A 19,571-nucleotide genomic window follows, 5' to 3' on the forward strand; every position below is an offset into this window, starting at 1 on the left:
ACTTCGAGGTCCGCGAGGACGACGGGCTCTCCACCAGCTCCCCGTACGCGCGCACCAAGCGGATGATGGAGCAGGTGCTGGAGGACATGGCACTGGCCACCGACCTGCGCGACCAGCCCGACGCCGATCAGCAGGGCGGCGCCCCGCGCCCGCGCCGTGCGGACGCCGAGCGCGGTGGCGTGGTCGTCGCCGAGCGCCAGCGGCCGCTGCTCGCGGCCGACCAGCGCCGCCATCGCGGCGAGGACCGCGACCCCGACCGCCAGCAGGCCGAGCAGCTCGTCGCGGACGTCCGCGACGCTGCCGACCGTCCACAGCAGCACGGTGCCGGCGTCGCGGTGGTCGGCCTCGGAGAGCCGCCAGGAGATCAGGGACGCGCAGACGTAGGACACGCCGACCCCGACGAGCACGAAGCGCAGGCCGTGCAGTCCGCCGCGCCAGGCCAACGCCCAGATCGCGACGGCCGCGGCGAGCCCGCCGCCCAGCGCCGAGAGCGTGACGGCGCCGCCGGAGGCGCCGTACCCGACGACCGCGGTGACGGCCCCGAGCGAGGCGCCGCCGGAGATGCCGAGGATGTCCGGGCTCGCCAGGTTGTTGCGCAGCGTGGACTGGAACAGCGCGCCGGCCAGCCCGAAGGCGGCGCCGGCCAGGACCGCGGCCAGCGCCCGCGGGAGCCGCAGCTGCTGCACGACCAGCAGGTCGAGCCGGTCGCCGATCCCGAACACGGCCGGCAGCGCGCGCTGCGGCGGTACGCCGGCGGCGCCGAGCCCGAGGGCCAGCAGGAGCAGCACCAGCGCGATCCCGGCGGCCGCCGCGACCACCACCGCGCCCCGGGTGCGCTGGCGCCGCCGGATCCGGCTGACGAGGAGCGTGCTCACAGGCCGGCCACCCGTCGCCCGCGGGCCACGGCGATCAGCACCGGCGCCCCGATCAGGGCGGCGACCACGCCGGCCTCCAGCTCGTCGTCGCCGAGCAGGCGTCCGACGATGTCGGCGGTCAGCAGCATCGCCGGGCCGAGCAGCGCGCAGAGCGGGACCAGCCAGCGGTAGTCGGTGCCGACCAGGCGCCGGGCGGCGTGCGGGACGGCGAGGCCGACCAGCGCGATCGGGCCGGCCAGGGCGGTGGCGGCGCCGGCCAGGCAGACGATCGCGGCACCGGCCCAGGTACGGGTGACGCCGACGCGCTGCCCGAGGCCGGCGGCGACGTCGTCGCCGAGCGCCAGGCCGTTGAGCCGGTGCGCGAGCGCCGCCGCGACCACCGCGCCGAGCGCGACGAACGGCCACAGCACGGCGACGGCGTCCAGGTCGCGCCCGGTGAGCGCGCCGACGGCCCAGAACCGCAGCGAGTCCAGGGCGTTGACGTCGCGGAAGAGGAGGAGGGTGGTGATCGGCGTGAGCAGCGCCGAGACGGTGGCACCGGCCAGCGCGAGCTGGACCGGGCGCCCGTGCCCGATCGCGAAGACCAGCACGGCGGCGATCGCGGCACCGACGAAGGCGAACCAGATCGAGGCCGCGGGCGCGACCACGCCGAAGGTCGTCGCGGCGACCACGATGCCGAGCGAGGCGCCGGCGTTGAGGCCGAGCAGGCCGGGGTCGGCCAGCGGGTTGCGGGTGACCGCCTGGGCGAGCACCCCGGCCAGGCCGAGGGCCACCCCGGCCAGCAGCCCGATCACGGTCCGCGGCACCCGCTGCCCGCGGATCACCGCGTGGTCGACGTTCCCGGCCACCGGGTCGACCAGCGCCTGCCAGGTGTCGGCGAGCGCGACGCCGCGCACGCCGAGCGCGAGACTCAGCCCACCGGCCACCAGCACGACCACCGCCGCGACCGCGACGACGGCCACCCGGCGCCCCCGCCCCGTGGCGACCACGCCGCGCCGCGGCGGTACCGCGACCACGGCCTCGTCGTCACGAAGTAAGGCGTGCATAACCTAAGTCTCACACAACCGCCGACTTGGGGGTTCGCGACCCTCGACTTGGGGATTCGCGACCCTCGACTTGGGGGTTGGCGACCCTCGGCGGGACAACGACGTCGCCAACCAGCGACTCGAACGTCGCCAACCCCCAACTCGCGGTCAGGGGTGGTGACGGCGGGTGATCACCGCGTTGGCGACGCCGGCGACGGCGACGAGCAGCGCGGCGACGGCGGGGAGCGCCATCGCGGCGTGGCTCCCCCAGAGCTCGGCCACCTGGCCGGTGATGGCCGAGGCGAAGGCCTGGCCGACGATGATCGCGGAGCCGAGCATGGTCATCACGGTCGCCGAGCGGCCGGCCGGGCTGCGCTGGGCGCCGAGGCTGTACTGGGTGACCAGGGTCGGGCCGATGCCGACGCCGGCCACGACCAGCATCCAGCTGACCGCACCCACCGACGAGGCCAGCGGCAGCAGCGCGGCGCCGAGCAGCAGCGCGGCCGCGAAGACGACCCAGCGGGCCGCCAGGCCGAACCGGGCCGGGAAGAAGCCGACGGCGAGCGCGAGCACGGCCGAGCCGACACCCATGGCGCCGTACACCAGGCCGGCCTGGTCGCCGTGGCCGCTGTCGGCCATGAAGGCGGTGAGGGCCGTCAGGGTCGCCCCGAAGAAGAGGCCGACGGCGCCGATGCCGAGCACCACCACGAGCAGCGCCGGGCGGAAGAGGTCGGCGACCGGCGCGACCGCCGCGGCGCTCTCGGCGCCGGTGTGCCGCTCGGCCACGCGACCGGTGGGGTGCAGCGCGAAGGCCGTCACGAAGATCGCGGTGAGCAGGGCGGCGCCGAGCACCGGCGCGGACGGGCCGAACCAGGTGGCGAGGACGCCGACCAGGACCGGGCCGACGATGAAGACCAGCTCGTCGGCGGCCGACTCGTAGCCCATCGTCGCGTGGAACGACCGGTCGCGGCGCGCGGGCTCCAGGCGACGGCCGATCAGCGAGACCAGGCGGGATCGCGACATCGGGGCGACCTGCGGCGCGCTGGCGCCGATCAGGAAGGCGACGGCGAGCACCGCGGCGTTCGGCAGCGCGCTGTGGACGACCCAGGTCATCAGGACCAGCGCGAACGTGCTGACCAGGCTCGCGGCGACCAGCACCCGCCGCTGACCGAACCGGTCCGCGGCGGCCCCGAGCAGCGGCCCGAAGACGGCGGTGCCGATCCCGACCATCGCCGAGTTGAGGCCGCCGAGCGCCACCGAGTCGCGCGCCGAGACGACCAGCGTCAGCACGCCGACGACCATCATCGCGTAGGGCAGGCGGGCGGCCAGCGCCACGGGGAAGTACGACGGACCGCTGGCCTCGATCACGCTGCCGGCGTGGCCGGCGGGGCGTGCGTCGGCGGTGGCCGTCGCGGTAGCGGGCGCGCTGCTGAGCAGCTCCTGTGTCATCGGGACCTCGTGGGCTCGTCGGCGGTTCAGTGCCGCCTTGGCCCGGCGCCCGGACTAGGTGATGCACGCGTGTGCGGCCGGCGCAGATCCACCGGCTACGTCAGGATACCGGCGGCCCGTAACATTCCCGTCATCCTCGGCCGCCGGCGCTCGCGGTCATGCCCCGCGGTCACTCCTCGGGGATCCCGGCCAGTTCCTCCAACCAGGCGTCGGCCCGCGCATCCGACGGCATCCGCCAGTCCCCGCGGGGCGACATCGTGCCCCCGGCGACGACCTTCGGCCCGTTCGGCAGCGCGGAGCGCTTGAACTGGTTGGCGAAGAACCGGCGGACGAAGACCTCCAGCCACTTCCGGATCGTCGGGAGGTCGTAGGCGGCGCGGGACTCCGCCGGGAAGCCGGGCGGCCACTCGCCCGCCGCCGCGTCCCGCCAGGCGTGCAGCGCCAGGAACGCGATCTTGGTGGGCCGCGCCCCGCGGCGCAGCACGTGGTAGAGCGTGAAGTCCTGAAGCGCGTAGGGGCCGACGAAGTCCTCGGTGGCCTGCGGCCGCTCGCCCTCCGCGGTCGGGATCAGCTCCGGGGTGATCTCCTGGTCGAGGATCTCCTGCAGCACCAGGTCGGTCTCGGCGTCGTACTCGCCGCCGTGCAGCTGGTCGGTGTCGATCACCCACCGGATCAGGTGCTGGATCAGCGTCTTCGGTACGCCGGCGTTCACGTTGTAGTGCGACATCTGGTCGCCGACGCCGTAGGTGCACCAGCCCAGCGCGAGCTCGGAGAGGTCGCCCGTGCCGAGCACGATCCCGCCCCGGTGGTTGGCCAGCCGGAACAGGTAGTCGGTGCGCAGCCCGGCCTGGACGTTCTCGAAGGTGATGTCGTAGACCGGCTCGCCGCCGACGAACGGGTGGTCGAGGTCGTGCAGCATCTGGGTGGCCGCCGGCTTGATGTCGAGCTCGGCGAAGGTGCAGCCCAGGGCGGTGGCGAGCCGGGTGGCGTAGGACTTCGTGGCCTCCCCGGTCGCGAACCCCGGCATGGTGAAGGCGTGGATGTCGCTGCGCGGCCGCCCCAGCCGGTCCATCGCCTTGGCGGCGACGATCAGGGCGTGCGTGGAATCCAGGCCGCCGGAGACGCCGATCACGATCTTCGGCTGGAACGAGTCCCCGCCGATGGCCATCAGCCGCTGCTCGAGGCCGGAGACCTGGATGTTGTAGGCCTCGTAGCAGTCCTGCGCGAGCCGCTCGGCGTCGTCGGGCACGAACGGGTACCGGTCGACCTTGCGGCGCAGCCCGATGTCGCCGGCGGGCGGCTCGAGCTCGAACTCCACCCGCCTGAACTCCGGCAGGCCGATCGCACGGGCGTTGTCGTCGAAGGTGCCCTGCCGCAGCCGCTCCTGGCGCAGCCGGTCGAGGTCGACGTCGACCACGGTGCGCCGCGGCCCCTCGGGGAACCGCTCGCTCTCGCCGAGCAGGTCGCCGCACTCGTAGACCATCGTCTGCCCGTCCCACGACAGGTCGGTGCTCGACTCCCCCAGCCCCGCCGCGGCGTAGACGTACGCCGCGTTGCACCGCGCGCTGGCGCTGCGGGCCAGCAGGTGCCGGTCCTCGGCGCGGGCGATGGTGATCGGGCTGCCCGAGACGTTGGCGAGCACGGTGGCGCCGGCCAGCGCGGCGTGGGCGCTCGGCGGGACGGGCACCCACATGTCCTCGCAGACCTCCACGTGCAGCCGCAGCCCGGGCACGTCGGTGGCGGTGAAGATTAGGTCCGGGCCGAGGGGCACCGTCTCGCCGCCGACCTCGATGGACTCGCCGTGCAGGTCGGCGCCGGCGCCGAACCAGCGCCGCTCGTAGAACTCCCGGTAGTTCGGCAGGTACCCCTTCGGCGCGACGCCCAGCACCCGGCCGCCCTGGATCACGACCGCGCAGTTGAGCACCCGGTTGCGGTGCTCCAACGGCGCGCCGACCACCAGCACCGGGAGCAGCTCGGCGGAGGCCACGACCAGCTCGGTCAGCGCCTCGGCGACCGCGGCCAGCAGGGTCTCCTGGAGGAACAGGTCGTCGGCGGCGTACCCGCTGAGGCAGAGCTCGGGGAACACGGCGACCGCGACGCCCTCGTCGTGGCAGGCCCGCGCCTGCTCCAGGACCCGCGCGGCGTTGGTCGCGGGGTCGGCGAGCGCCACCGGCAGGGTGACGGCCGCGACGCGCGCGAAGCCGTGGGCGTAGGCGGAGTAGAAGTCCACGGCGCGAGTCTAGGGAGGCTGGTGGGACGGCCCGCGATGAATCCCACCGCCTCGGCGGGTCGGCACCGGCATGAGCGCCGAGAACACCTACCCCACGAGCAAGCCGACCAGCAGCCCGCCGCCCGCGATCCGGGCCACCCGCATCCAGCCGTGCCTGTGGTTCGACGACCAGCTGGAGGAGGCGGCCCGCTTCTACACCGGGATCTTCCCGAACTCCTCGATCGGCCACCTGGCCCGGCAGCCGGCCACCGAGGACGGCCCGGGCGCCGTGTACGCCGGGGAGTTCGTCCTCGACGGCATGGCCTTCCGGGGCATCAACGGCGGCCCGCAGCACTTCTCGTTCTCCGAGGCGATCTCCTTCTCGATCGACTGCGGCGACCAGTCGGAGGTCGACTACTACTGGGACTCGCTCGTCGACGGCGGCGAGGAGTCGATGTGCGGCTGGCTCAAGGACCGGTACGGCATCTCCTGGCAGGTCGTTCCCACGCGCCTCTACGAGCTGGTCTCCGACCCGGACCCCGCCCGGGCGCAGGCCGCGATGCAGGCGATGCTGCGGATGCGCCGGATCGTGGTCGCGGACCTGGAGGAGGCCGCCGACGCCGCCGCGCCGGTCGTGGGGTGACGGACGACACAGCACCCGCCCCTCGGCCCGGCACACGGACCGGACTAGCCTCGTTGTGTTCCTGACATGTCCGTGGACTCCCCTGGCGGAGCCGCGAGATGAGATGAAACGGAGCTCGACGATGAGCGATTTCCCCCGGACCACCCCTGCCTCCCCCGCGGAGGAGACGGCCCCGTACGGCGGCGGCCCGACCGCCACCCCCACGTCCGCCGGGCCGGCCCCGATCAAGCGGATCCGGACCCAGCACCTGCGCGAGATGAAGCAGCGCGGCGAGCGGTTCTCGATGCTGACCAGCTATGACCAGCTGACCGCCCAGATCTTCGACGAAGCCGGCATCGAGGTCCTCCTGGTCGGCGACAGCGCCTCCAACAACGTCCTCGGCAACGCCACCTCGCTGCCGATCACGGTCGACGAGCTGATCCCGCTGACCCGCGCGGTCTCGAGCAGCGTGCGCCGCGCGCTGGTCGTCGGCGACCTGCCGTTCGGCTCCTACCAGGCCTCGCCCGAGCAGGGCTACCTGACCGCGGCCCGGTTCATGAAGGAGGGCGGCGCGCACTGCGTGAAGCTCGAGGGCGGCGTCGAGATGGCGCCGCAGATCGAGCTGATGACCCGCGGCGGCATCCCGGTGATGGCCCACATCGGCTTCACCCCGCAGTCCGAGCACGCCCTCGGCGGCTACCGGGTCCAGGGCCGCGGCGACACGGCCGAGCGGATCCTCCGCGACGCCCACGCCGTCCAGGAGGCGGGCGCGTTCGCCGTCGTGATGGAGATGGTGCCCGGCGACGTGGCCGCGAAGGTCACCGCCGAGCTCGACATCCCCACCATCGGCATCGGCGCCGGCAACCAGTGCGACGGCCAGGTGCTGGTCTGGCAGGACGCCTTCGGCCTCCGCTCCGGCCGGCTCCCCCGCTTCGTCAAGCAGTACGCCGACCTGCGCTCGGTGCTGCTCGACGGCGCGCGTGCCTACGACGCCGAGGTGAAGTCGGGCGCGTTCCCGGCCGAGGAGCACACCTTCTGAGCACCCGGCCCGACGGCGGCCGGCGGTCTGGACGTCGACTGAACAGGGGCTGAACGCGGCCGCTCGGGCGTATCGGCGCGGGCTGCCCCCGCCGTACGGTGGCGGGCATGCGCCCCACCGCCGCGCTCCGCGCCGCGATCGCCGTCGTCCTGGCCGCCACCGTGCTCTCCACCGCCCCGGGCGCGGAGGGGGCACCCTCCTCGCCCCCACCCAGGCCGTCCGAGCGGGCCGTGCCGGCGCTGAAGGTCACCGTCGTCGCCGACGAGCTGGACATCCCCTGGGACGTCCAGGCGATCGGCGGCGGCCGCCTGCTCGTCACCGAGCGGGGCGGGGACCTTCTCCTCCTCCACGGCACCACGCGGACGACGGTGGACCTGGTCGGCGCGAGGATCTGGACGTCGGGCGAGACCGGCCTGCTGGGCCTGGCGGTGGACCCGAGGTTCACGAAGAACCGACGCATCTACACCTGCTCGGGATGGGAGACCGCCGGCGGCGCCCACGACATCCGGGTGATCCGCTGGCGGCTCGCCGACGACCACGCCAGCGCCCGCCGGCAGCGGACGCTGCTCAAGGGCCTGCCCACCACCACCGGGCGGCACGGCGGCTGCCGGCTGCTCATCGCCCGCAACGGCGCGCTGGTCGTCGGCACCGGCGACGCCGCGATCACGAAGGCCCCGCAGACCCTGCGCAACCTCGGTGGCAAGAGCCTCCGCCTGGACCGGCGCACCGGCGAGGCCTGGCCGGGCAACCCGTGGTCGCGCGCGTCCGGGCCGAAGCGCTACGTCTTCACCTACGGGCACCGCAACGTCCAGGGACTGTCGCAGCGGGCGGACGGGACGCTGTGGTCGGTGGAGCACGGCACCTACCGCGACGACGAGGTCAACCGGCTCGGGCCGGGCCGGAACTTCGGCTGGCAGCCCGACCCCGGTTACGACGAGAGCCCGCCGATGACCGACCACTCGCTGCCCGGGCGCCAGTGGAACGCCCGCTGGTCCTCCGGGGAGCCGACGATCGCGCCGTCGGGTGGCGCGTTCCTGCCCGCCCGCGGGTGGGGCCGGCTCTCCGGTGCGATGGTCATCGCCGCCCTCCGCGGCGAGCACCTGCTCTTCCTCACGTTCGACGAGAAGGGACGGCTCGTCCGGGAGCGGGTCCGGCTGCGCGGGCAGTACGGCCGGCTCCGCGCCGTGACGGTCGCACCGAACGGGACGCTGCTGGTCACCACCAGCAACGGCTCCGGCGCCGACCTGCTGCTCCGGGTCCGCCCGGTCCGCTGATCCGCGCCCAGCGAGGGGCCTCGCCCGCTCAGGCGAGGCCGCGCCGCTCCAGCAGGGGCTCGATCGGCGCCGGGCGCCCGCGCCAGTCGCGGTAGGACTCCAGCGGGTCCATGGTGCCGCCGATGCCGACCACGTGCGTCCGGTAGGCCTCGCCGTTCTCCCGGGTCGGCCCGCCGGACTCCTTGAACCAGGCGACGGTGTCGGCGTCGAGCACCTCGCTCCAGATGTAGGAGTAGTACGCCGAGGCGTAGCCGCTGGAGAACGCGTGGGCGAAGTACGGCGTGGAGTACCGCGGCGGGACGGCCGGCAGGTCCAGGCCGACCGCCGCCAGCGCGGCCGCCTCGAACTCGGCCACCTGCGCGGGGTCGGTCGGCACCTCCTCGGCGCCGAGCTCGTGCCAGGCCAGGTCGAGCAGCGCGGCGGCCAGGTACTCGCTGGTCGCGTAGCCCTCGTTGAACGTCGCGGAGGCCTCCAGCCGCTCGATCACCGCGGGCGGGATCGGCTCGCCGGTCTCGTGGTGCACCGCGTACTCGGCCAGCACCGACGGCCACAGCATCCACATCTCGTTGACCTGGGACGGGTACTCGACGAAGTCGCGGAAGACGTTGGTGCCGGAGAACTTCGGGTAGGTCGCCCGACCGAGCAGCCCGTGCAGCGCGTGGCCGAACTCGTGGAACAACGTCGTGGTCTCGTCGAACGTCAGCAGCGTCGCCTCCCCCGGCGCGGGCTGCGGCACGTTGAGGTTGTTGAAGACCACGGCGGTCGGGGTCTCCATCAGCACCGACTGGTCCACGAAGCTGCTCATCCAGGCGCCGCCGCGCTTGGAGTCGCGGGTGTAGAGGTCGAGCAGGTAGAGGCCGACGGGGGTGCCGTCCTCCTCGGCGACCTCGAAGACCCGCACGCCCGGGTGGTAGCCCTGGAGGTCCTCGCGCTCGGAGAAGGTGAGCCCGAACAGCAGGGTCGCGGCGCGGAAGACGCCGTCGCGCAGCACCCGCTCCGCCTCGAACCAGGGCCGCAGCGCGGCCAGGTCGACGTCGTACTCGCTGGCGCGGACCTGCTCGGCGTAGAACGGCCAGTCCCATGCCTCCACCTCGAAGCCGGCGCTGGCCGAGAGCGCGGCGTGCTCGGCCCGCGCGTTGCGGGCGGCCGGACCGGCCAGCCGCTCCAGCATCGCCCGGACGGCGGCGGGCGTGCCGGCGGTGTTGTCGGCGGTGACCGCGGCGGCGTGGGTGTCGAAGCCGAGCAGGCGGGCGCGCTCGGCGCGCAGCCGCAGGATCTCCAGCGCTCCCGCGCGGGTGTCGTGCTCACCACCCCGGCTGCCGCGGGCCCGCTGGGCGTCGTACAGCCGCTTGCGCAGGTCGCGGTTCGTCAGCGACGCCAGGTGCGGGTGGGCGCTCGGCAGCACCAGGGTCAGCAGGTACTTGCCGTCCAGGCCGCGGGAGTCGGCGGCCGCCTTCGCCGCGGAGATCTCGCCGGCAGTGAGGCCGTCGAGCTCGGCGACGTCGTCGACCACCACGGCCAGGTCGTTGCTGTCGGCCTGCAGCGCCAGCTCGAACGCCGTCTCGGCCTCGGAGATGCGGCCGTTGAGCGCGGTGAGCCGCTCCTTCTCGGCGGCGTCGAGCGCGGCGCCGGCCAGGGTGAACTCGGTGACGTAGCGCTCCACGAGGTAGCGCGCCTCGGGGTCGAGTCCGTCGCGCTCCGCGTGCACCGCCTGCAGCCGGGCGAACAGCGCGGGGTCGAGCAGGATCGCGTCGGTGTGGGCGGCCAGCCGGGGCGCGACCTCGGCGCGGATCGCGTCGATCCGGTCGTTGGTGTCCGCGCTCGCCTTGTTGAAGAAGATGCTGAGCACGCGGTGCAGGCCCGCCCCGCTGACCTCCAGCGGCACCAGGGTGTTCTCGAACGTGGCCGGCTCCGGGTCGGCCGTGATCGCGGCGATCGCGGCGAGCTGCGCGGCCATCCCCTCCTCGATCGCGGGGGCGTAGTCCTCGTCGGTGATGTCCGCGAACCGCGGCAGCTGGTAGGGCAGGTCGCTGGCCTCGAGCAGGAAGTGCGTCACGGGCTCACCCTAGGTGGTGCGTGGCGGGGTGGCGCGGGGTGGCGTTGACGGGATCGGGCGGGGTAGTCCCTGACGAAAAGCACCGGAAAGTCGCCGAACCCGGTGCTTTTCGTCAGGGACTACCCCGCTCCGCCCGTGCCGACCAGACCCGAGGCGCCGCCCGGAGACCGGGGTGAGAGGATTCCGCGCGTGGCTGAGCTGACCTTCCGGACCGGGACGATGGACGCCGGCAAGTCCACGCTGGCACTGCAGACCAACCACAACCACGCGGCCCGCGGCCGCGTCGGGCGGCTCTTCACCTCCCACGACCGGGCCGGCGCGGCGCTCGTCTCGTCCCGGCTCGGGCTCACCGCGGAGGCCCACGAGGTCGCCGACGACTTCGACTTCTGGCGCTACACCGTCGACGCCCTCACCCAGGGCGCGCGGATCGACTACATGATCTGCGACGAGGCCCAGTTCTACACGCCCGCCCAGGTCGACCAGCTGGCCAAGATCGTCGACGAGCTGCAGATCGACGTCTTCTGCTTCGGCATCCTCACCGACTTCCGCACCCGCCTGTTCCCCGGATCGGCGCGGCTGGTCGAGATGGCCGACCGGACCGAGGTGCTCCAGGTCGAGGCGCTGTGCTGGTGCGGCAAGCGCGCCACCCACAACGCGCGCACCGAGGACGGCGTGATGGTCACCGAGGGCGAGGTCGTCGTGGTCGGCGACGTCGACGGCGGTACGCCGCCGCCCCAGCCCGTGCACGAGGTCGAGGTCGCCTACGAGGTGCTCTGCCGACAGCACCACCGCCGCGGCCTGACCGCCGCCCGCGCCCGCGCCGTCAGCCTCTCCCCGGACCCGCTGCCTTTCCCGTAGCGGCCTGCTGGTCGGGCCGTGTCGGGGCCTCGGGTCGTGTGCCTCATGCACCTCACCCGTATCTGAGGACAGGCACTTCCTGCGCTTTTGGGGCTGGTGTGGCGCCAAACCGCAGGAATCACCGGTCAACCGGTGATTCATGCACCCGCGGCCCGACCTCAATCCACGAGGACGGGAATCTCCATCTCGTCGTGCGTCAGCGACCCGTGCATGCCGATCAGCCGCGCCTCGTAGGGGAACGTCTCGGTCGACAGCACCGCGAAGTCGTCGCGGCAGGCCACGACCACGTCGCCGATCCGCGGCAGCACCGACGGGTCGACGTGGCCGAACCAGCCGCGGCCGATCGCCTCGGCCCGGGTCAGCACCTCGGCGCGACCGCCCAGCTCGGAACGCCAGGTGTCGATCACGTCGGGCACGGCACCGGCGACGCAGTAGAGGTGCCGGAAGCGCGCCTCGCCGCCGAGGAGCGCGACACCCGCCCGCAGGTGGTCCTGCTCGCTCACGTCGACGCGGCTCGCGGCGGGCACGTCGACCATGCCGTGGTCGGCGACCACCACCAGCCGGCGGTCGGCCGGCAGCGCGTCGCGCAGCTGCTCGGCCTCGTGGTCGATCATCGCGAGCTGCTGGAGCCACTCGGTCGAGGCGACGCCCCAGCGGTGACCGGTCCAGTCGAGGTCGCCGTCGTACACGTAGGTGAGGGACGGGCGGGCGGCCGAGGCCGCGACGACCGCGGCGATCCGCTCGCCGACGCGGTCGGCGCCGACGTAGTCGGCACCCCGGTGCGCGGCCACGGTCAGCCCGCTGCCGTCGAACTCGCGCTTGTTGACCACGCTCACCCTGACCCCCGCGTTCTGCAGAGCGGTGAAGGTCGTCTGGTGCGGTTGCCACTGCAGCGGGTCGATGTCGACGTCCCAGAGCAGGGCGTTGAGCAGCTCGTCGGTGCCCGGCACCCGGGTGGTGAAGCCGACCAGGCCGTGGTCGCCGGGCGCGAGCCCGGTGCCCAGGGAGGTGAGGCTCGTCGAGGTGGTCGACGGGACGCCCGCGGTCGCCGGCGCGGAGCCGACCAGCAGCGAGGAGAGGTACGGCGCGGTGTCGGCGTACCGGCGCAGCAGGCGGGCCCCCATGCCGTCGATCAGGAAGACGACGTACGACCCCGCGTCGGGCAGCACCAGCCCCGACGGCGCGGGGCCCAGCGGGCTGCCGATCGCCCGCGCCACCGCCGGCACGATGTCGCCGAGCGAGCGCTCGCCGTAGGCGGGCGCGCAGAAGTCCCCGGTCGCCGCGCCGGTCGTCCCGCCGGTCTCGCCGGGGGCCACGAACCCGCTCACCGGCCGCCGCGCGTCCGCGCCGACAGGCTCGCGGCGAAGCCGAGCAGGCCGGCCACCGCGTCCTTGCCGTCGGCAGCGGCCGAGACCCGCAGGGAGAAGTCGTCGGAGGCGAGCACGCCGGTGTAACCGTGGTCGGCGTCGCACTGCGGGTCGTTGCAGGCCGCCGGCTCCAGGTCGACCCGGCTGACGCCGCCCCAGCCGATGGTCAGCACCGCCTCGGCGGGCGGGCGCGGACCCGAGGACGGCTCGGTGACCATCCGGGTGACCACGACCGAGCCCACCGAGGAGAGCGAGACGGCCTCGGTGGAGGTCGACGTGTAGGGCTCGGGCAGCAGGTCGTCGCCGGTGTGCTCGTCGGTGTGGCACAGGATCAGGCGCGTCGGGGTGAGCACGATGACGCTCTGGTGGCGGCGCACCTCGTCCCGCTCGAAGGTCGGCTCGTGGTGGACGTAGTAGGAGAGCACGTCCTCGCCGCCCACCGCGTCGGAGACCGCGGCGGAGACCACCTCGGGGTAGTAACCGGTGCGGTCGATCGCTGCGCGGAGCTCGGCGGCGCGATCGCCCTCGGTGACGGCGTGGGTGGGGTCAGGCATGCTCCGAATCCTGCCACGGCGCCGCCCGCGCCCGTCCTCGCCCCGGACCATAGCCGCGCCGACCTACTCGGGGATGGTGGTCATCAGGTCCGGCATCCGCCGGACGAAGGAGTCGGGGCGCGGGTCCTTGACCCGGGCGACCCGCGCCGTCGCGGTCAGCACGCGCACGCCGTCGGCCCCGGCCAGCACCAGCCCGAGCTCGAGCGAGCTCATCTCCGGCAGCTCGTTCTGCAGCGCCGCCACCTTGGCGATCAGCTGCTCGATCGCGGCCACGTCCACCTGCTCGGTGCCCCGGTAGCCGAACAGCAGCGGCGAGCTCTTCACCTCGCGCACCATCGTGGAGATCGTCTGCGCGTCCAGCGGCGGGATCCGGTACGAGCGGTCGCCGAGCAGCTCGATCACCGGCCCGGAGATGCCGAACGAGACCACCGGCCCGAACAGCGGGTCCTCGGTGGAGCGGATGGCGATCGGCACGCCCGGGGGCGCGTTCTTCTGGAGCACGAACTGCGCCCGCGCGGGCTCGGTGATCACCCGGTTCAGGGTCTCCCAGGCCTCCGTCATGTCGTAGGCGGAGCTGATGTTGCGCCACACGTGCGCCTGGTCGGGGCGCTCCCGCACCGACGGCCGGGTCGACTTGAGCACCAGGTCCCAGCCGACCGCCTCGCCCACCTCGAGTGCCTCGTCGAGGCTGACCACGGGGTGCACGGGCCAGAGGTCGATCCCGAACGAGTCGAGCAGGTCGCCGACCTGGTCCTGGTCGAGGTCGACCCCCTTCTCGGCCCGCTCCGCGCCGACCTCCAGCAGCGTGCGGCCGACCAGCTTCTTCGCGCGGCGGACGTCGATCTCGCCGAGGTCGGAGGGGGTGCCGTCCGGCGTCTTCAGCCAGACGGCGTACTCCACCACCCGGGCGAGCGCGCGCACCGCGCCCTCCACGGCCGGGTACGACGGCACCGAGCCGCGTCCCGCCGAGGACCCGGCGACGTCGGGCACCCGGAGCAGCTCGGGGACACCCTCGGCACCGAGGAAGCTCGAGACCAGCGGCTTGTCGGACTGCTCGCCGACGGCCGCCAGCACGTTCGCCACCTCCTCGCCGGAGACGTCCAGCGGGGGCAGGTAGACCGCGATCACCGAGTCCACGTCGGGGTCGTCGATGGCGTCGTCGAGCGCGTCCTCGAAGTCCTCCGCGGTGGCATCGGGCCGCATCGCGACGGAGCGGTTGACGACGAGCCCGATCGCGGAGGCCGCGTCGGCGGCGAGCAGCCCGATCGCGTCGGAGTTGCCGACGATCGCCACGCGGCGCCCGCGCGGCAGCGGCTGGTGGGCGAGGAGCTGGGCGACGTCGAACATCTCGTCGAGGGTGTCCACCTGGATCACGCCGGCCTGACGGAACATGGCGTCCACCGCGGCCTGCGGCGCGTCGATCCGGCGGACCGTGTGCCCCATCGGCACGCCCTGGGTGGTGCGCCCCGAGCGGACCGCGACGATCGGCTTGCGCTGGGAGACGCGGCGCGCGATCCGGGAGAACTTGCGCGGGTTACCGATCGACTCCAGGTACATCATGACGACCTCGGTCGCGTCGTCCTCCTCCCAGTACTGGAGGAGGTCGTTGCCCGAGACGTCGGCGCGGTTGCCCGCGCTGACGAACGTCGACAGGCCCAGGCCCCGGTTGCGGACCTTCTCCAGGATCGCGGTGCCCAGGGCGCCGGACTGGCAGAAGAAGCCGGCGCGACCGCGGCTCGGCATCACCGAGGAGAGCGAGGCGTTGACCTGGACGCCCGGGTCGGTGTTGATCACGCCGAGGCAGTTCGGGCCGATCAGCCGCAGCCCGTAGGAGCGACACAGCCCGGCCAGGTGCCGCTGCCGGCGGCGGCCCTCCTCGCCGGTCTCGGCGAAGCCGGACGAGATCACGATCAGGCCGTGCACGCCCTTCGCCGCGCAGTCGAGCACGACGTCGGTCACCGCGTCCGCGGGCACCGCCACGATCGCCACGTCGACATCGTCGGCGATCTCGTTGACGGTCTTGTACGCCGGCATGCCGGAGACCGCGTTCGCGCTCGGGTTGACCACGTAGACCCGCCCGGTGAAGTCACCGGTCACCAGGTTGCGGACCAGCACCTGACCGACGGTCTCCTGCCGCCGGCTGGCGCCGATGATCGCGACCGAGCGCGGGTGGAAGAACCGGTGGATCGAGGCCGACTCGGCCAGGTGCTCCCGGTTGTGCATGATCCCGATCGCGGTGTCGGTCGGGTCGATCGAGAACTCCAGCGTGATCACGCCGTCGGCGTACCCGCTGGCGACGCGGTAGCCGGCGTCGCGGAAGGTCTGGATCATCCGGGTGTTGTCGGGCAGCACCTCGGCGGTGAACCGCTCCACGCCCCGCTCGCGGCCGGCCTGCGCGAGGTGCTCGAGCAGCAGCTGGGCGATGCCGCGGCCCTGGTGCTCGTCCTCCACCAGGAAGGCGACCTCGGCCTCATGGTTCTCGACCAGGTCGTAGCGCCCGACCGCGATCATCCGGCCCTGGAGCATCACCACCAGCGCCACCCGGTCGCGGTGGTCCACGTGGGTGAACCGGCGCAGGTCCTTGGGCGAGAGGGTCGGCATCGGGGAGAAGAACCGGTAGTACTTCGACTCGTCGGAGACCCGCGCGTAGAACTCGGTCATCAGCGGTCCGTCGTCGGCCCGGATCGGGCGGATGTGCGCCGTCCGGCCGTCGCGGAGGAGCACGTCGCCCTCCCAGTGCGCCGGCGGCGCCTCCACCTCGGCCGTGACGGGCTCGACCACGGGCGCGACCGCGGGCCGGCGGGGGTCGGTGGCGGGCAGGTCCTCGGGGCTCACACGCGAAATCTACCGGTCCCCGGCGACACGGAGGGACCAGCGACACCAGGCGGCCGGGGCCGGATCGGGTCACCGGCGCCCGGATCTCCCCCACCGTCCCGGCGTGCCCTCCGCGCGGTCGGTGGGTGCGGCCGGGGAGAATGACCCCCATGGCACGGCGCAGCAAGCAGGAACCACTCCCGGACGACTTCGAGGAGCACATCCTCGACACCGACATCCGCGACGAGATGCAGTCGTCGTTCCTGGAGTACGCCTACTCGGTCATCTACTCCCGCGCCCTGCCGGACGCGCGCGACGGCCTCAAGCCGGTGCAGCGCCGGATCCTCTACACGATGAACGACATGAACCTGCGGCCCGACCGCGGTCACGTCAAGAGCGCCCGCGTCGTCGGTGAGGTGATGGGGCGCCTGCACCCGCACGGCGACTCCGCCATCTACGACGCGCTGGTCCGGATGGCCCAGCCCTGGTCGATGCGGCTGCCGTTCATCGACGGCCACGGCAACTTCGGCTCGCCCGACGACTCCCCCGCCGCCATGCGTTACACCGAGTGCCGGATGGCGCCGTCCGCGATGGCGATGACGGAGTCGATCGACGAGGACACCGTCGACTTCCGGGCGAACTACGACAGCCGCGAGTTCGAGCCGAGCGTGCTGCCGGCCGCGATCCCGAACCTGCTGGTCAACGGCACCACCGGCATCGCCGTCGGCATGGCCACCAACATGGCCCCGCACAACCTGGTCGAGGTCGTACAGGCGCTGCGCCACCTGATCCAGCACCCGAAGACCGACGTCGACGGCCTGATGCGGTTCATCCCGGGCCCCGACCTGCCGACCGGCGGCAAGATCGTCGGACTCGACGGCATCCGGGACGCCTACGAGACCGGCCGCGGCACGTTCAAGATGCGCGCCACCGCGCGGGTCGAGACCTTCGGCCGTCGCAAGGGCATCGTGGTCACCGAGCTGCCCTACAACGTGGGCACCGAGAAGGTCATCGAGCGGATCAAGACGCTGGTCCAGGGCAAGAAGCTGCAGGGCATCGCCGACCTCAAGGACCTCACCGACCGCGAGAGCGGCCTCCGCCTGGTGATCGAGGTGAAGAACGGCTTCGTCCCCGAGGCGGTCCTGGAGCAGCTCTACAAGCTGACGCCGATGGAGGACTCCTTCGGCATCAACGCGGTCGCGCTCGTCGACGGCCAGCCCCGGACCCTGGGCCTGAAGCAGATGCTCGAGGTCTTCCTGGGGCACCGGTACGACGTCGTCCGCCGCCGCAGCCAGTTCCGCCGCACCAAGAAGGCCGAGCGCCTGCACCTGGTCGACGGCCTGCTGATCGCGCTGCTCGACATCGACGAGGTCATCCAGGTCATCCGCACCAGCGACGACTCCGGTGCCGCCAAGGAGCGGCTGATGAGCGTCTTCGACCTCTCCCAGCCGCAGGCCGAGTACATCCTCGAGATGCAGCTGCGCCGGCTCACCCGCTTCTCCCGGATCGAGCTGGAGAAGGAGCAGGAGACGCTGCGCCGCGAGATCGAGGAGCTGGACGCGATCCTCGGTGACGACGCGCTGCTGCGGAAGGTGGTCTCCGACGAGCTGGCCGAGGTGGCCAAGACCTACGGCACCCCGCGTCGTACCGTCCTGCTGGAGTCGGCCGGCTCGGCCGCGGTCGCCGCCGCGGCGGCACCGCTGGAGGTCGCCGACGACCCCTGCTTCGCGCTGCTCTCCGCGACCGGGCTGCTGGCCCGCACCTCCTCCGCCGAGCCCGTCGGCTCGGGCGGCGGCCGCGCCAACCACGACGTGATCACCTCGGCGGTGGCCACCACCGCCCGCGCCGACATCGGCGTGCTCACCTCCGCCGGCCGCCTGCTGCGGCTGGGCGTGCTGGACCTGCCCGCGATCCCGGCGTCGGCCAACGAGCCGAACCTGCAGGGCGGCCTGCCGCTGAGCGAGGTGCTGGCGCTGGACGCCGGCGAGCGGGCGATCGGGCTGTGCGCCCTCACCAGCGACGGACCCGGCCTCGCGCTCGGCACCCGCCAGGGTGTCGTCAAGCGGGTCAACCCCGAGGTCCTGGGCAAGGACGAGTGGGAGGTGATCGGCCTCAAGGACGGCGACGAGGTGGTCGGCGCGGTCCAGCTGCGCTCGGGCACCGAGGAGCTGTGCTTCATCACCACGGACGCCCAGCTGCTGCACTTCGGCGCCGACGTCGTCCGGCCCCAGGGCCGCTCCGGCGGCGGCATGGCCGGCGTCCGGGTGGCCGACGGCCAGCGGGTGCTCTGGTTCGGCGTCCTCGAGCAGTCGCTGCTCGACGCCGGTGCCGTCGTGGTCACGGCGTCCGGCTCGTCCACGGCCCTGCCGGGCACCGAGCCCGGCGCGGTCAAGGTGACCGAGTTCTCCGAGTACCCGGGCAAGGGGCGCGCCACCGGCGGCGTCCGCTGCCACCGGTTCCTCAAGGGCGAGGACACCCTGGTCTTCGCCTGGGCCGGACCGGCGCCCGCCCGGGCCGGCGCCTCCAGCGGCGCCCCGGTCGACCTGCCGCCCGCCACCGGGCGGCGGGACGGCTCCGGCGTGCCGAGCAGCCAGCCCATCGCCGCCTGCGCGGGGCCGCTGAGCAGCGTCCTCGGCGACGCGTCCGGTTCCGGCGGCGACCCGGCGCCGGCGGCCGGCTGACGTGTGTCAGGGTGACCCCATGACGCCGTCGCGCCAGTCGCTCCTCGCTGCCCTCCTGCTCGCTCCGCTCGCGCTGACCGCCTGCTCCGGCGACGACGAGCCCGCGGCGGCGGAGCAGACCCCGGAGGAGGTGCTCGCCGCGGCCAAGGAGAAGCTCGACGCCACGAGCGGCGTGGAGGCGACGCTCGGCACGGACGAGGACCCGGGCACCGACTACCTCTCGGAGGCCGAGGGCACCATCGTCGCCGACCCCGCCTCGTTCGAGGGCGTCATCGCCGGACGCGTCTCGGGCATCCCGGCCAGCGACATCGACGTGGTCTCGGTCGACGGCACCGTCTGGATCGACGTTCCCCTGATCGGCTGGACCGACGAGTTCCAGCCCAAGGACTTCTGCGGCCCCGACCCGGCGATGCTGCTCGACCCGACCGCGGGCGTCTCCGGCGTCCTCACCGCCGCCACCGGCCTCGAGGAGGGCGAGTCCGCGCGGGACGAGGTCGACCCGTCGATCGTGATCACCCCCTACACCGGCACGGTCCCCGGCGACGCGATCCGCGAGGTGCTGCCCTGCACCGACGCCGACGAGGTGGACGCCACGTTCAACGTCGACGAGGACGGCTACCTGCGCACGGCCGACATCACCGGCTCGTTCTTCCCCGACGCCGACCCGATCACCTACCGGATCTCGATCGCCGAGTACGACGTGACCAAGGACATCTCGGCGCCGAAGTGAGGCCGGCCGTCATGGGGG

14 protein-coding genes are annotated in these 19,571 nt (G+C 73.4%); 6 read left to right on the plus strand and 8 right to left on the minus strand.

Annotation, left to right across the window (positions count from 1 at the left end):
• The 4 genes from ABLM29_RS11505 to ABLM29_RS11520 all read right to left on the minus strand — a co-directional run.
• Positions 1 to 875: iron chelate uptake ABC transporter family permease subunit (locus ABLM29_RS11505; RefSeq protein ID WP_349714248.1), on the minus strand; the 875-nt coding region annotated here is incomplete at its 3' end.
• A complete protein-coding gene (locus ABLM29_RS11510; RefSeq protein ID WP_349714249.1) occupies positions 872 to 1,921 on the minus strand; it encodes a FecCD family ABC transporter permease in 1,050 nt (349 codons plus the stop codon). The genes ABLM29_RS11510 and ABLM29_RS11505, both read right to left, overlap by 4 nt.
• 147 nt (positions 1,922 to 2,068) lie before the next feature.
• Positions 2,069 to 3,349: an MFS transporter gene (locus ABLM29_RS11515; protein ID WP_349714250.1), complete on the minus strand. Its 1,281-nt coding sequence runs from the start codon at positions 3,347 to 3,349 to the stop codon at positions 2,069 to 2,071.
• Positions 3,350 to 3,518: 169 nt separating this feature from the next.
• Entirely contained in the window at positions 3,519 to 5,579 is a 2,061-nt protein-coding gene (locus ABLM29_RS11520) for an NAD(+) synthase (protein ID WP_349714251.1), read from the minus strand.
• A gap of 70 nt (positions 5,580 to 5,649) precedes the next feature.
• Here ABLM29_RS11520 and ABLM29_RS11525 point away from each other — a divergent pair, with 70 nt between their 5' ends.
• The 3 genes from ABLM29_RS11525 to ABLM29_RS11535 all read left to right on the plus strand — a co-directional run bounded on the left by ABLM29_RS11525 (position 5,650) and on the right by ABLM29_RS11535 (position 8,493).
• Complete coding sequence (locus ABLM29_RS11525) at positions 5,650 to 6,201, plus strand: VOC family protein (RefSeq protein ID WP_349714252.1); 552 nt, start codon at positions 5,650 to 5,652, stop codon at positions 6,199 to 6,201.
• A gap of 121 nt (positions 6,202 to 6,322) precedes the next feature.
• Complete coding sequence (gene panB, locus ABLM29_RS11530; protein WP_349714253.1) at positions 6,323 to 7,219, plus strand: 3-methyl-2-oxobutanoate hydroxymethyltransferase; 897 nt, start codon at positions 6,323 to 6,325, stop codon at positions 7,217 to 7,219.
• 107 nt (positions 7,220 to 7,326) lie between these two features.
• Entirely contained in the window at positions 7,327 to 8,493 is a 1,167-nt protein-coding gene (locus tag ABLM29_RS11535; RefSeq protein WP_349714254.1) for a PQQ-dependent sugar dehydrogenase, read from the plus strand.
• Between the two features lie 28 nt (positions 8,494 to 8,521).
• Here ABLM29_RS11535 and ABLM29_RS11540 read toward each other — a convergent pair whose 3' ends face one another.
• Entirely contained in the window at positions 8,522 to 10,549 is a 2,028-nt protein-coding gene (locus tag ABLM29_RS11540; protein ID WP_349714255.1) for a M3 family metallopeptidase, read from the minus strand.
• A gap of 189 nt (positions 10,550 to 10,738) precedes the next feature.
• Between ABLM29_RS11540 and ABLM29_RS11545 the strand changes: the two genes are divergently transcribed.
• A complete protein-coding gene (locus tag ABLM29_RS11545; RefSeq protein ID WP_349714256.1) occupies positions 10,739 to 11,407 on the plus strand; it encodes a thymidine kinase in 669 nt (222 codons plus the stop codon).
• A 158-nt stretch (positions 11,408 to 11,565) separates the two neighbouring features.
• On the opposite strand, the gene ABLM29_RS11550 is transcribed toward ABLM29_RS11545, so the two are convergent.
• From ABLM29_RS11550 to ABLM29_RS11560, 3 genes are all read right to left on the minus strand, one after another.
• A complete protein-coding gene (locus ABLM29_RS11550) occupies positions 11,566 to 12,735 on the minus strand; it encodes an alkaline phosphatase family protein (RefSeq protein WP_349714257.1) in 1,170 nt (389 codons plus the stop codon).
• Positions 12,732 to 13,328, minus strand: a complete 597-nt coding sequence (locus ABLM29_RS11555) for a DUF5998 family protein (protein ID WP_349714258.1) — start codon at positions 13,326 to 13,328, stop codon at positions 12,732 to 12,734. Before ABLM29_RS11555 ends, ABLM29_RS11550 begins: the two co-directional genes overlap by 4 nt.
• A 63-nt stretch (positions 13,329 to 13,391) precedes the next feature.
• Positions 13,392 to 16,163, minus strand: coding sequence for a bifunctional acetate--CoA ligase family protein/GNAT family N-acetyltransferase (locus ABLM29_RS11560; protein ID WP_349714259.1), 2,772 nt, complete (start codon positions 16,161 to 16,163; stop codon positions 13,392 to 13,394).
• 149 nt (positions 16,164 to 16,312) lie between these two features.
• On the opposite strand from ABLM29_RS11560, the gene ABLM29_RS11565 reads away from it, so the two are divergent.
• Together ABLM29_RS11565 and ABLM29_RS11570 are read left to right on the plus strand one after the other, a co-directional pair.
• Positions 16,313 to 18,823, plus strand: a complete 2,511-nt coding sequence (locus ABLM29_RS11565; RefSeq protein WP_349714260.1) for a DNA gyrase/topoisomerase IV subunit A — start codon at positions 16,313 to 16,315, stop codon at positions 18,821 to 18,823.
• Between the two features lie 19 nt (positions 18,824 to 18,842).
• Entirely contained in the window at positions 18,843 to 19,553 is a 711-nt protein-coding gene (locus ABLM29_RS11570; RefSeq protein ID WP_349714261.1) for an LppX_LprAFG lipoprotein, read from the plus strand.
• Positions 19,554 to 19,571 lie beyond the last annotated feature (18 nt).

Origin of the sequence: Nocardioides sp. YIM 152588 (genome assembly GCF_040191335.1) — a bacterium.
Classification (GTDB): domain Bacteria; phylum Actinomycetota; class Actinomycetes; order Propionibacteriales; family Nocardioidaceae; genus Nocardioides.

Coding starts and splice junctions, on each gene's coding strand:
- ABLM29_RS11525 (WP_349714252.1), top strand. CDS start 5,650: ATGAGCGCCGAGAACACCTACCCCACGAGCAAGCCGACCAGCAGCCCG.
- ABLM29_RS11535 (WP_349714254.1), top strand. CDS start 7,327: ATGCGCCCCACCGCCGCGCTCCGCGCCGCGATCGCCGTCGTCCTGGCC.
- ABLM29_RS11565 (WP_349714260.1), top strand. CDS start 16,313: ATGGCACGGCGCAGCAAGCAGGAACCACTCCCGGACGACTTCGAGGAG.
- ABLM29_RS11510 (WP_349714249.1), bottom strand. CDS start 1,921: ATGCACGCCTTACTTCGTGACGACGAGGCCGTGGTCGCGGTACCGCCG.
- ABLM29_RS11570 (WP_349714261.1), top strand. CDS start 18,843: ATGACGCCGTCGCGCCAGTCGCTCCTCGCTGCCCTCCTGCTCGCTCCG.
- panB (WP_349714253.1), top strand. CDS start 6,323: ATGAGCGATTTCCCCCGGACCACCCCTGCCTCCCCCGCGGAGGAGACG.
- ABLM29_RS11555 (WP_349714258.1), bottom strand. CDS start 13,328: ATGCCTGACCCCACCCACGCCGTCACCGAGGGCGATCGCGCCGCCGAG.
- ABLM29_RS11515 (WP_349714250.1), bottom strand. CDS start 3,349: ATGACACAGGAGCTGCTCAGCAGCGCGCCCGCTACCGCGACGGCCACC.